This window comes from Pseudomonas sp. PLMAX, from assembly GCF_046042685.1.
Lineage (GTDB): Bacteria > Pseudomonadota > Gammaproteobacteria > Pseudomonadales > Pseudomonadaceae > Aquipseudomonas > Aquipseudomonas putida_AE.
In genome coordinates this window covers 4,220,085-4,232,292 of the sequence record NZ_CP064949.1, presented here as the reverse complement: position 1 = coordinate 4,232,292, position 12,208 = coordinate 4,220,085, and the positions used below count along the sequence as shown (strand labels likewise).

The following is a 12,208-nucleotide window of genomic DNA, read 5'->3' as shown; positions in this document are numbered from 1 at the left end:
CCAGCCCGGTAGAATCGCGGCGTTTTCTAAAGGATCGGGACCAGGGACATGTCGTATCACGTCGTCATCAGCAGTGTATTGCTGCTATTAAGCTGGGGCGCGGTTGCGCAAGACCCGGCGCTATCCGCCGGCATTTCCTACAGTCGCGACATCCAGCCGATCTTCACTGAAAAGTGCGTGGCCTGCCACGCCTGTAACGACGCCGCCTGTCAGCTCAACCTGGGCAGCGGGGAGGGCGCGGCCCGTGGCGCGACGAAAGTCCCGGTGTATGACGGCGATCGCAGCCAGGCGGTCGCGCCGAGCCGGCTGTTCTTTGACGCATTCGGCAAGCGCGCCTGGCAACAGAAAGGCTTCTATTCGGTGCTCGACGCCCAGGGCAGCCAGGCCGCATTGATGGCGCGCATGCTGGAACTGGGGCACAGCAATGCGTTGCAACCCAATGCCAAATTGCCTGCGGACATCGTCCTGGGTCTCAATCGCGAGAACATGTGCGCCTTGCCGGGCGAGTTCGACGGATATGCCAGCGCTCACCCCAAGGAAGGCATGCCCCTGGCGGTCACCGGCCTGACCGATCAGCAATACCAGACGCTGCAACGCTGGCTGGCTTCCGGTGCGCCGATCGATGAACAGGCCCTGGTGCCCAGCGCCAAAGAAGCGTTGCAGGTGGTGCAGTGGGAAAACCTGCTCAATGCGCCGGGCGCACGGCAGAGCCTGGTAGGGCGTTGGTTGTTCGAGCACTGGTTTCTCGCGCACATTTATTTCAAGGATGGCGAGCCGGGGCATTTCTTCCAGTGGGTGCGTTCGCGCACGCCCACCGGCCAACCCATCGACCTGATCAATACCCGTCGGCCGAACGACGACCCCGGCACCCAGGTGTATTACCGCCTGTGGCCGGTGCAGGGCGTGATCGTGCACAAGACGCACATCACCTATCCGCTGAGCGCGGCGAAGCTGGCGCGGGTCAAAAGCCTCTTTTATAACGGCGACTGGCAGGTCAATGCCTTGCCGGGTTACGGCCCGGAACGCCGGGCCAACCCCTTTTCCACCTTCGAAGCGATCCCGGCCCAGGCGCGTTATCAGTTCATGCTCGATAACGCCGAGTATTTCGTGCGCACCTTCATTCGTGGCCCGGTCTGCCGGGGGCAGATCGCCACGGATGTGATCCGCGACAACTTCTGGGCGCTGTTCCAGGCGCCGGAACACGACCTCTACATCACCGACCCGAACTATCGCGGCCAGGCCACGCCGTTGCTGGCGATGCCTGGGCAAAACGACGACGTTGGCAGCGTCCTCACCCTGTGGCACGACTACCGCGACAAACGCAACGAATACGAGGCGCTGCGTCGGGACAGCTACGCCGATCTACCGGCGCCAAGCTGGTCGAGCCTGTGGGCCGGCAACGAAAACGCGCTGCTGAGCATTTTCCGCCACTTCGACAGCGCCGCGGTGACCAAGGGCCTGATCGGCGACGTGCCACAGACGATGTGGCTGTTCGATTTCCCGCTGCTGGAGCGCACCTATTATCAGTTGGCGGTGAATTTCGACGTGTTTGGCAATGTGTCCCACCAGGCCCAGACGCGCCTGTATTTCGACCTGATCCGCAATGGCGCCGAGCAGAATTTCCTGCGCCTGATGCCGGCTGACTCGCGGGAGGGGTACCTCGACGACTGGTACCAGAACAGCGGGAGATTCAAGATGTGGCTGGACTATGAATCCATCGACGACGACACGCCGACCGCGCTGAAACTCAACGAACAGGACCCCAAGCGCGACTTTGCGATGCAGTTGCTGGCACGCTACGGCGAGCTGGATGCCAGGCCTGATCCGATCAACCGCTGCGACGGCGCCTATTGCTCGCGGCCGAACATCGATCCAGCGCTGCAGGCCGCCGAGCAGTCGTTGAGTCGCCTGGCCTCACGGCCGGCAGCCGGGCTCAGGGTCATCGATCTACTGCCGGAAGCGACCATGCTGCGGGTCGAAACCGCGAGCGGTCAGCGTGTGGTCTACAGCCTGCTGCGCAACCGCGCGCACAGTAATGTGGCGTTCCTGATCGGTGAGTCGCTACGGTACCAGCCGGGGCTCGACACGCTGACCATTTTCCCCGGGGTTCTGAGCAGTTACCCGAACTTCATGTTCAATATCCCCGCCGATCAAGTGCCACAATTTGTCGATGAGATGGAGAATGCCAAGGATGCCAATCGTTTGGAGAAAATCGTCGAGCGCTGGGGGATCCGTCGCAGCCACCCGCAGTTCTGGCAGTATTTCCATGATTTGAGTCGCTATATCCACGAAACCGAACCGGTGGAAGAGGGCGTGCTGGACATGAATCGCTACGAGAACCTCTAAAACCCCGAACCCCCTGTGGGAGCGGGCTTGCTCGCGAAGGCGTCATGTCAGACAACATCAATGGTGACCGCTCCACCGCCTTCGCGAGCAAGCCCGCTCCCACAGGGGTAAGCTCCGCATCTTTTCCCGACAAAAATACTAGGACTTTGTCCGCGGCGATGATTGGCGTAAACTGCGTCCAAGCCTGCGAGGAGTTTCCATGACCGCTATTACCATCACCGACGCCGCCCACGATTACCTGGCTGATCTGCTCTCCAAGCAGAACACCCCGGGCATTGGCATTCGCGTCTTCATCACCCAGCCTGGCACCCAGTACGCCGAAACCTGCATTGCCTACTGCAAGCCGGGCGAAGAAAAACCCGAAGACACCGCGCTGGGGCTGAAAAGCTTCACCGCCTACATCGACCATTTCAGCGAAGCGTTCCTGGACGATGCCGTGGTCGACTACGCCACCGACCGCATGGGCGGCCAGCTGACCATCAAGGCGCCAAACGCCAAAGTGCCGATGGTCAACGCCGACAGCCCGGTCAACGAGCGCATCAACTACTACCTGCAAACCGAGATCAACCCGGGGCTGGCCAGCCACGGCGGCCAGGTCAGCCTGATCGACGTGGTCGAAGACGGCATTGCCGTCCTGCAATTCGGTGGCGGTTGCCAAGGCTGCGGCCAGGCCGACGTGACCTTGAAGGAAGGCATCGAGCGCACCTTGCTCGAGCGTATTCCCGAGCTCAAGGGTGTGCGTGACGTGACTGACCACACGCAGAAAGAAAACGCCTACTACTAAGGTGTTCGCTGCGGCATAAAAAAACGGCGCCCCGTGAGCGCCGTTTTTTTATGGGTGAAATCCACTGGCCCTATCGCGGTCAACACAAAATCTGTAGGAGCTGGCTTGCCAGCGAAGAGGCCCTATGGCCGATACAAATGCGCATGTCCAGCACGATACAGCGACGACTCACTGAAATGCTCACTGCCCAACACCCGACCCACGAGAATCAACGCCGTACGCCGAAACCCCTTGGCTTCAACCTTCCCGGCAATGTCCTCAAGCGTCCCCACCACCCAATCCTGATCCGGCCAGGTCGCCCGGTGAATCACCGCAATCGGGCAGTCGGCGCCGTAAAACGGCAGCAGCTCCTCGACGATTTTTGCCAGGTGATTGACCCCCAGATGAATCGCCATGGTCGCCCCGTGCTGCGCCAAGCTGGCCAGTTCTTCTCCGGCGGGCATCACGGTCTTGTCGGCATAGCGCGTCAGGATCACGCTCTGTGACACGTCCGGCAAGGTCAGTTCTGTGCCCAGAAGCGCCGCGCAGGCTGCCGTTGCGGTGACACCGGGAATGATTTCGAAAGGAATATCCCGTTCACGCAAATGGCGAATCTGCTCACCGATGGCGCCATACAGGCTCGGATCACCGGAATGCACGCGAGCCACGTCCTGACCCTTGGCATGGGCCGCGCTGATCAGTTCGATGATCTGTTCCAGGTGCAATTCGGCGCTGTTGACCACCCGTTCGGCGCGGTGTCCTTCCAGTACCGCGGCGGGCACCAGCGAGCCGGCATAGATGATCACCGGGCAGCTGCGAATCAGCCGCTGGCCCTTGACGGTGATCAGTTCGGGGTCGCCGGGACCTGCGCCAATGAAGTAGACGGTCATCGTCAGTTCCTGTTGGAAATAGGGGGATGGGCAGGCTTCAGATGAAGATTGCTCATGATCGAACGTGTGGATTATCGGGGATTTTACGCGGCGCCGGCCAATGCCAGGGTGGCCTGGGCATATTTTTGTCGCGGGATCAGCAATTTGGCCGGGGCGTTGGCCAGTTGTTCGGCCAGCGCCAGGGCGGCGCTTTCTGCCACGCCATAGCACCCGGTCCGTTCAAAGGCGATATCCGAATGGTGACTGAGTCGGGGTTGATAGCCCGCCAGTTGTTCACTGCTGAAATACATCATCTGCAGCCCAAGCTGCTCGGCCAGTTCGCTCAGGGCCGGTTCGCCGCGCTTCTGGTCGATGCTGGCCAGGGCCTTGATCTGATGCAGTTCGATCTGGTGCGCCTGCAATGCCTGGTCGAGCAATGCCCGCAGCGTGCTGACGGGGCAGCCACGCTGGCAGCCCAGGCCGACCACCAGGGTCGGCGCTGTGCCAAGTTCAGTCATGCTTGGTATTGACCGTCGCTTTTGCGGCGGAACAACCACGCACTGATCAGGCCCAGGGCCAGCCAGAACGCCACGTTGGTCAGCTGCGAAGCGATCTTGAACTGAGCTTCCAGAGCTTCTGGAGCGAGCATCGAATGCACCTCAGGTTGCGGTGCGCCAATCACGTGCGGAACGGCGAGGATGGCTACGCCGAGAATCTTCATCAGCCAGTTTCGGCTGAATACGATCAGGGCGATGCCGACTGCGGTGGAAGCTGCAGTACCGATCCACCAGATCTGCCGTTGCGCCAGATCCGCCGCCGCGGTGCCCGGCAACTCGGGCGGCAGGCCGAGCGTCGGCGCCAACACGAAGGTAACGTAACCGGCCAGGCCCCAGAGCAGGCCCTGGGAGGTCTTGGTCGGCGCGCGCAGGGTATAGAGGCCGGCGAGCATCAAGGCGAAGCCGACTGCCACCACCAGGTTACCGCCGGTGGTCGACAGCACGCGCTGCCAGCCGTCTTCCGGCTCCCAGGCTTCGGCGTCGTGGCTGTGGGCAGCGACGCCCGCGGCGTGTTCGTGGACTTCAACGGCGGCAGGTTCCGATTTCTCGTAGGTTTCGGCCTGCAAGATCAGCGGAGAAACCCAGAAACTCTGCAGCAGGGTCAGCAGCAGGGCAGCCAGCAGCCCGCTGAAACCTGCGGTTTGCGCAATACGCTTGATCATGTCGGCAGGTCTCAATGGCACGGGAACGCTGAGCTGTGGCGGGTATCGTGAGCGGCGTTGTGCACCGCTTCGATGTGCGAGAAACCGGCGAAATACACCAGGCACGCGCCAAGGATCGACGCGCAAGCGGCGGCGGTAAGGCGTTGGGACAGGGTAGTGGTGCTGCTGGCGGTGGTGCTGTGGCCGGTGCTGCTGATGATCGACATGGCGCTTCCCTCTGTTCTGTCAGCGGGGAATAAGAGCGCAGGCAGGCCCTCGCACGACCGAGCGCGCAGAAGTCCGAACAGCGCCCGCCCACCGCGGGTTTGTTGAGTCAGTGATCGTGTTGGTCACTTTGTGTTGCGGGCCGGTCTCCGGGCTCACGAGGGGCGCAGGCGTTAGCCTTGACCTGCAAGCGTCACCTTCCCATGCCACGTTGGCACAGTGGATCTGACGCTTCGCTCGCTTACCGTTGCGGGGGCAGCACCGGACTGACATGGGCTTGAGTAAAGCACATGATTCACCGGTTTCCCGTTTCACCCTGTGAAGGGCACCCGTAACAAGGTGCGTAGGAGAGCATGGGCGAGGGGCGGGCGTCAATTGGCAAGGGTTCTCAACTCGGGACCGAGTCGACCCCATCGCGAGCAAGCTCTCTCCCACAGGTGATCGCATTCCCATGTGGGAGCGGGCTTGCTCGCGAAGGGGGCGCCGCCAATCTCATGTGAACATTGACCCGCCCCAATACCATGCGTAGCCTTGCGCATTCGAGGTTCTTCGGCATTTGTCGAAGCTAAGAAGGGAACGCGGTCAATGCCGCGGCTGCCCCCGCAACTGTGAACGGTGATGTTCGCTGCCACGCCACTGCACGCTCAAGTCCGAGCCCGCGGGAAGGCGCAGCGAATGCCAGGCTTGAAGGCCAGCACACCGTCAGCCAGGAGACCTGCCTCGATACAGATTCTCACTACAACCGGGCGGGGTGATCCGGTGGCGAACGCTTCTGGCGCGCTTGTGCGTGGCCGGTCCTCGTCCCGTATGCCCGCCACCTTGCCAAAGGGCATCCGATGAAAACACTGGCCAAACTCCCCGTCACCATCGTCACCGGTTTCCTCGGCTCGGGCAAGACCACCTTGCTGCGGCACATGCTCGACAACGCCCAGGGCCGCCGCATCGCGGTGATCGTCAACGAGTTCGGCGAACTGGGCATCGACGGCGAAATCCTCAAGCAGTGCTCCATCGGTTGCACTGAAGAAGAAGCCAACGGCCGTGTCTATGAGCTGGCCAACGGCTGCCTGTGCTGCACCGTGCAGGAAGAGTTCTTCCCGGTAATGCGCGAACTGGTGGCCCGTCGCGGCGATCTCGACCACATCCTGATCGAAACCTCGGGCCTGGCCCTGCCAAAACCGCTGGTGCAAGCCTTCCAGTGGCCGGAAATTCGCAGTGCCTGCACCGTCGATGCGGTGATCACCGTGGTCGACAGCCCGGCCGTGGCGGCGGGCACCTTCGCCGCCTTCCCGGACCAGGTCGACGCCCAGCGCAAACTCGACCCGAACCTGGACCACGAATCGCCGCTGCACGAACTGTTCGCCGACCAACTGTCCAGCGCTGACCTGGTGATCCTCAACAAGGCCGACCTGATCAGCCCGGAAGACCTGGCTCGCGTGCGCCTGGAAGTCGCCGAGGAATTGCCGCCGGCGGTGAAAGTTATCGAAGCCAGCAGCGGTCGCTTGCCGCTGGACGTGCTGATCGGCCTTGGCGCCGGTTCCGAAGAGCACATCGACAGCCGTCACAGCCACCATGATCATCACCACGATGGCGATGATCATGACGACCACGATCACGACGCCTTCGATTCCATCTCCATCGAACTGCCGCAAGCCGACGAAAGCCTGCTGATGGATGCGTTGACCCAACTGGTGGTCGAGCACAGCATCCTGCGCGTCAAGGGTTTCGCGGCGATCCCGAACAAGCCTATGCGCCTGCTGATCCAGGGCGTGGGCACCCGGTTCGACAAGCATTTCGACCGCCAGTGGGGCGCTGTAGAGGCACGTACCACGCGCCTGGTATTGATCGGCCAGGCACTGGACGCCACCTTGCTCGAAGCGCAATTGCGCGCCGCGCTCAGCGTGTAACCCATGCACCTGCTCAGGACCCAGCCCGGCGGATTCGTGTCGGATGACAACATTGCCGACCTTGGACAAACCCCCGCCGAGCTGGTGATCCTGTGCAGCGGCGACTCCAGCCTGGCGCTGCTCGCCGAAGCGGCTCAGCAGTTGCCCGACGACTACCCGAGCGTGCGCCTGGCCAATCCGATGCAGGTGCAGAATCATGCGTCGGTCGACCTGTATGTCGACCAAGTGTTGCGCCACGCCAAAGTCATTCTGATTTCGCTGCACGGCGGCATTGCCTATTGGCGTTATGGCGTCGAGCGGCTGGTGGAGCTGTCGCAGCGCGGCGTGCAGCTGATACTGGTACCGGGCGACGATCGCCCGGACCCGGAGCTCAGCGATCTCAGCACCGTGGGCCCCGAGGAACGTGACCGTCTTTGGCAGTTTCTGCGCCAGGGCGGCATGGGCAATGCCCTCGACTTTTTCCGCTGCCTGGCCAATCGCTGGCTGGATCGCGACTACGCCTGGGCCGAACCGCAAACCCTGCCGCGAACGGCGATTTACCACCCGCGAAAAAGCCCCGCGCAACTGACTGACTGGCAAGCCGACTGGCAGGCCGGTCAACCGGTGGCCGCGGTACTGTTCTACCGCTCGCATTTGCAGGCGGCGAACACCGCGTTCATCGATGTTTTCTGCCAGCGCCTGCAGGCGGCGGGGTTGAACCCGTTGCCGGTTGCGCTGGCCAGTTTGAAAGAGCCTGGCTGCCTTTCGGTGGTCGAGGACTGGCTGGATGAAACTTCAGCCTCAGTGATCTTGAACACTACCGGTTTCGCCCAATCGAGCCCTGAAGCACCGCACTTGCGACCGTTTCGCCGCAATATTCCGGTGATCCAGGCCATTTGTGCCCAGGACAACGAGCCGGGCTGGCGCGCCAGCGAACAGGGCCTCGGCCCGCGAGACCTGGCGATGCACATTGCGTTGCCCGAACTGGACGGGCGCATCATCAGCCGGCCGATCAGCTTCAAGGACCTGGCCTGGCGCAGCGAGCGCAGTCAGTCCGACGTGGTCTGCTACCGCGCGCAGCCGGAACGCATGGACTTTGTCGCGCAACTGGCGCGGCGCTGGATCGAGCTGGCGCGGGTACCCAACGGGCAAAAACGCATTGCGCTGATCCTGGCCAATTACCCGACCCGCGATGGTCGTATCGGCAATGGCGTTGGCCTCGATACCCCGGCCGCAGCGCTGAACATCTTGCGTGCGCTTCACAGGGAAGGGTATCCGCTACCGGCGCAGTTGCCAGGCAGCGGCACCGCGTTGATCCAGCAATTGCTCGGCGGTGTCAGCAACGACCTCGATACCCTCGACCAGCGTCCGTGCCAGCAAAGCCTGGCGATGGACGACTATTGGCTCATGTTCAACCAGTTGCCCGAAGCCAACCGCCAGGCCGTGCTGGACCGCTGGGGTGCGCCGGACAGCGATCCGATGTGCCGTGGCGGGCGAATGATGATCGCCGGGTTGCGTTTTGGCCTGACCTTCGTCGGCATCCAGCCCGCGCGGGGTTATCAGGTGGACCCGAGTGCGGTTTACCACGACCCGGACCTGGTGCCGCCCCACGGCTACCTGGCGTTCTATTTCTGGTTGCGCAACACCTACGGTGCCCATGGCGTGATCCACGTCGGCAAGCACGGCAACCTGGAATGGTTGCCGGGCAAGGGCGTCGGGCTGTCGGAGCACTGCTGGCCGGATGCACTGCTCGGGCCGCTGCCGAACATCTATCCGTTCATCGTCAACGATCCGGGCGAGGGCGCCCAGGCCAAGCGCCGCACGCAAGCGGTGATCATCGATCACTTGATGCCACCGCTGACCCGCGCCGAAACCTACGGGCCGCTACGCAACCTCGAACTGCTGGCCGACGAGTATTACGAGGCGCAATTGCTCGACCCGCGCCGTGCCCGGGAATTGCAGCGCGATATCCTGCAACTGGTGCGCGACACGCACATCGATCGCGAATTGCAGCTGGACGACCAACTGAACAGCGATGCCGATGCGGCGATCTGGTTGCCGCGCCTGGACACCTACTTGTGTGACTTGAAAGAGTCGCAGATCCGCGATGGTTTGCACGTGTTTGGCGAATCCCCGGTGGGACGGCTGCGCATCGATACCTTGCTCGCGCTGCTGCGCATTCCACGGGGCGATGGTCGTGGTGCGCAGTCGAGTCTGCTGCGGGCGTTGGCCAAGGCGTTCGAATTGGGCTTCGATCCGCTGGATTGTGCGCTGGCCGACCCATGGAGCGGACCGCGCCCGAACGCATTATTATCGCTAAGCGAGGAACCCTGGCGCACCACCGGCGACACCCGCGAACGTCTCGAACTTTTCGCCACACAGCTGATCTCCTGTGGGAGCGGGCTGTTGCGCGAAGCGCGTGTCAGCCACATCACCTTTCATTCTGACACCGTTGCGAGCAAGCCCGCTCCCCACAGAGCGCGAGTTGGTCTGACGTGAACGCCATCCTCGACCACCTACGCGAAGTGGTCGCCCCCAGACCGGACGCGCCTGTGGTCCCGCAGAGATGCGCGGCCTGCTCGACGCCCTCAGTGGCCGTTTCGTCCCCGCCGGCCCAAGCGGCGCACCCAGTCGCGGTCGCCTCGACGTGCTGCCGACCGGGCGCAACTTCTATTCGGTGGACGTGCGCAACCTGCCAACCACTACCGCGTGGCGCATCGGTTTCCAGTCGGCCAACCTGATTCTTGAACGCCATCTGCAAGACCATGGCGATCATTTGCGTCAACTCGGCCTGTCGGTCTGGGGCACCGCGACCATGCGCACCGGCGGCGACGACATCGCCCAGGCCATGGCGTTGATGGGCGTGCGCCCGGTCTGGGCCACCGGCAGTCAGCGGGTAGACGACTTTGAAATCCTGCCGTTGAGCTTGCTTGATCGACCGCGGGTGGACGTTACCCTGCGTGTATCGGGTTTCTTCCGCGATGCCTTTGCCAACTTGATCCGGCTGTTCGATGCCGCCGTGCAAGCGGTGGCCGAGCTGGACGAGCCAGACGACCTCAATCCCCTGGCCGCCAAGGTGAGCGCCGAACGTCAGGCGCTGCTGCAATCGGGGATGGATGAAGACGCTGCCCGGCGACAGGCCGGATGGCGCATTTTCGGCGCCAAACCCGGCGCCTATGGCGCGGGCGTGCAGGGTACGATCGACGGTCGACTGTGGCAAAGCCGCGAGGACCTGGCCGAGGTCTACCTGAACTGGGGCGGCTACGCCTACGGCGGTTCCGACGAAGGCACCGCAGCCCGTGAGCAGTTCTCCCAGCGCCTGGGCCAGATGCAAGCCGTGCTGCAAAACCAGGACAACCGCGAGCACGACCTGCTCGATTCCAATGACTACTACCAGTTCCAGGGCGGCATGCTGGCCGCCGTGGAAAGCCTGCGTGGCGAGGCAGCGGCCAGTTATCACGGCGATCACAGCCAGCCGGACTTGCCGAAGATCCGCACACTGAAGGAAGAGCTGAACCGGGTCATCCGCTCCCGGGCGGCCAATCCGAAGTGGATCGACGGGGTCAAGCGCCATGGCTACAAAGGCGCCTTCGAAATGGCGGCGACGGTGGACAACCTGTTCGCCTTCGACGCCACCACGCAGTTGATCGACGATCACCAGTACGCGCTGCTGGCGGATGCCTATTTGCTCGATCCGGGTACGCGGGATTTCGTGCGTGAGCATAACCCTCATGCCCTGCGCGACATGACCGAGCGCATGCTCGAAGCGCAGCAGCGGGGGATGTGGAAAGAGCCGGGGGATTACCGCGAGGCCCTGGAGAACCTGTTGCTGGATATAGAAGAAGACAGCTGATAAACACCACCGACCATGACCGAGATTGAACAATGACCGACACCCCCCATTTCCCCCTCTCCGCCGTGGTCGGCGCCGACGATCTGAAGCTCGCGCTGTACCTGACCGCCATCGACCCGAAGATCGGCGGCGTATTGATCGAAGGCCCGCGCGGCATGGCCAAGTCGACCCTGGCCCGCGGCCTGGCGGACCTGTTGGCCAGCGGCCAGTTCGTCACCTTGCCCCTGGGGGCCACCGAAGAACGCCTGGTTGGCACCCTCGACCTCGACGCGGCCCTGAGTGAGGGTCGCGCACAATTTTCCCCGGGTGTGCTGGCCAAGGCTGACGGCGGCGTGTTGTATGTCGACGAGGTCAATCTGCTGCCCGATCACCTGGTTGACCTGCTGCTCGACGTGGCCGCCAGCGGCACCAATCTGGTTGAGCGCGACGGTATTTCCCATCGGCATTCGGCGAAGTTCGTGCTGATCGGCACCATGAACCCGGAAGAGGGCGAGTTGCGCCCGCAATTGCTCGATCGCTTTGGCTTGAACGTCGTCCTCGGTGGTCACACCGCCCCGACCGAGCGCGGGCAGATCATCCGTCGACGCCTGGATTTCGACAGTGATCCGCAACGATTCTGCGCCGAATGGGAGAGCCAGCAGCAGTCGTTGCGTGAGCGCTGCGAAAAAGCCCGCAGCACATTGGCGGGCATTCCCCTCGACGACGAAGCGCTGGCGCAGATTACCGAGCGCTGCTTTGCCGCCGGTGTCGATGGCTTGCGTGCCGATCTGGTCTGGTTGCGCGCGGCGCGTGCGCATGCGGCGTGGCGCGGGGCTGCATCGATTGATGTAGAGGATATCGACGCGGTCGCCGAGTTTGCCCTGCGCCATCGTCGTCGAGAGCATACGCCACCTGCACCACAACAGAACCAGGCCCAGTCCGGGCAGAATTCCAACCCCAGCGAAGGCCAGGGCCAGTGGGGCGTAATGCCCGCTCAAGCGCTGCCGGTCGGCGCGCGGCGTGAAGTGCCGAGCTGGCCAAAAAAGCCCTAGGCATTCGCCCTCGATCTGACGCGGGGGCGAATGCCAGACC

General features: G+C 63.0%; 8 protein-coding genes, 1 pseudogene and 2 riboswitches. Of the genes and pseudogenes, 5 read left to right on the top strand and 4 right to left on the bottom strand.

Going from position 1 to position 12,208, the window contains the following annotated elements:
• Positions 1 to 48: 48 nt before the first annotated feature.
• Complete coding sequence (locus tag DKB71_RS19300; protein ID WP_408596697.1) at positions 49 to 2,346, top strand: fatty acid cis/trans isomerase; 2,298 nt, start codon at positions 49 to 51, stop codon at positions 2,344 to 2,346.
• 199 nt (positions 2,347 to 2,545) lie between these two features.
• Positions 2,546 to 3,130 carry a Fe-S biogenesis protein NfuA gene (nfuA, locus tag DKB71_RS19295; RefSeq protein WP_007912592.1) on the top strand — a complete coding sequence of 195 codons (585 nt, stop codon included), beginning with the start codon at positions 2,546 to 2,548 and terminating at the stop codon, positions 3,128 to 3,130.
• Between the two features lie 122 nt (positions 3,131 to 3,252).
• Here nfuA and cobM read toward each other — a convergent pair whose 3' ends face one another.
• The 4 genes from cobM to DKB71_RS19275 all read right to left on the bottom strand — a co-directional run bounded on the left by cobM (position 3,253) and on the right by DKB71_RS19275 (position 5,403).
• Entirely contained in the window at positions 3,253 to 3,999 is a 747-nt protein-coding gene (cobM, locus tag DKB71_RS19290) for a precorrin-4 C(11)-methyltransferase (protein WP_408596694.1), read from the bottom strand.
• An 83-nt stretch (positions 4,000 to 4,082) separates the two neighbouring features.
• Positions 4,083 to 4,496, bottom strand: a complete 414-nt coding sequence (locus DKB71_RS19285) for a cobalamin biosynthesis protein (RefSeq protein WP_323606367.1) — start codon at positions 4,494 to 4,496, stop codon at positions 4,083 to 4,085.
• On the bottom strand, positions 4,493 to 5,197 hold the full coding sequence (locus tag DKB71_RS19280) for a CbtA family protein (protein ID WP_408596692.1): 705 nt from the start codon (positions 5,195 to 5,197) through the stop codon (positions 4,493 to 4,495). Before DKB71_RS19280 ends, DKB71_RS19285 begins: the two co-directional genes overlap by 4 nt.
• 11 nt (positions 5,198 to 5,208) lie before the next feature.
• A complete protein-coding gene (locus DKB71_RS19275) occupies positions 5,209 to 5,403 on the bottom strand; it encodes a CbtB-domain containing protein (protein ID WP_408596690.1) in 195 nt (64 codons plus the stop codon).
• Between the two features lie 120 nt (positions 5,404 to 5,523).
• A riboswitch (cobalamin riboswitch) is annotated at positions 5,524 to 5,749 on the bottom strand.
• 177 nt (positions 5,750 to 5,926) lie between these two features.
• A riboswitch (cobalamin riboswitch) is annotated at positions 5,927 to 6,139 on the top strand.
• Between the two features lie 98 nt (positions 6,140 to 6,237).
• On the opposite strand from DKB71_RS19275, the gene cobW reads away from it, so the two are divergent.
• The 3 genes and pseudogenes from cobW to DKB71_RS19260 all read left to right on the top strand — a co-directional run bounded on the left by cobW (position 6,238) and on the right by DKB71_RS19260 (position 12,168).
• Positions 6,238 to 7,305 carry a cobalamin biosynthesis protein CobW gene (cobW, locus tag DKB71_RS19270; RefSeq protein WP_323626088.1) on the top strand — a complete coding sequence of 356 codons (1,068 nt, stop codon included), beginning with the start codon at positions 6,238 to 6,240 and terminating at the stop codon, positions 7,303 to 7,305.
• A 3-nt stretch (positions 7,306 to 7,308) separates the two neighbouring features.
• A pseudogene (gene cobN, locus DKB71_RS19265) lies at positions 7,309 to 11,137 on the top strand (cobaltochelatase subunit CobN).
• A gap of 32 nt (positions 11,138 to 11,169) precedes the next feature.
• Positions 11,170 to 12,168 (top strand): ATP-binding protein, encoded by a 999-nt coding sequence (locus DKB71_RS19260; RefSeq protein WP_408596687.1) that lies wholly within the window; start codon positions 11,170 to 11,172, stop codon positions 12,166 to 12,168.
• Positions 12,169 to 12,208 lie beyond the last annotated feature (40 nt).

Excerpts from the sequence above, each read along its gene's own strand:
- DKB71_RS19300 (WP_408596697.1), top strand. The coding sequence starts at position 49 with ATGTCGTATCACGTCGTCATCAGCAGTGTATTGCTGCTATTAAGCTGG.
- nfuA (WP_007912592.1), top strand. The coding sequence starts at position 2,546 with ATGACCGCTATTACCATCACCGACGCCGCCCACGATTACCTGGCTGAT.
- cobM (WP_408596694.1), bottom strand. The coding sequence starts at position 3,999 with ATGACCGTCTACTTCATTGGCGCAGGTCCCGGCGACCCCGAACTGATC.
- DKB71_RS19285 (WP_323606367.1), bottom strand. The coding sequence starts at position 4,496 with ATGACTGAACTTGGCACAGCGCCGACCCTGGTGGTCGGCCTGGGCTGC.
- DKB71_RS19280 (WP_408596692.1), bottom strand. The coding sequence starts at position 5,197 with ATGATCAAGCGTATTGCGCAAACCGCAGGTTTCAGCGGGCTGCTGGCT.
- DKB71_RS19275 (WP_408596690.1), bottom strand. The coding sequence starts at position 5,403 with ATGTCGATCATCAGCAGCACCGGCCACAGCACCACCGCCAGCAGCACC.
- cobW (WP_323626088.1), top strand. The coding sequence starts at position 6,238 with ATGAAAACACTGGCCAAACTCCCCGTCACCATCGTCACCGGTTTCCTC.
- DKB71_RS19260 (WP_408596687.1), top strand. The coding sequence starts at position 11,170 with ATGACCGACACCCCCCATTTCCCCCTCTCCGCCGTGGTCGGCGCCGAC.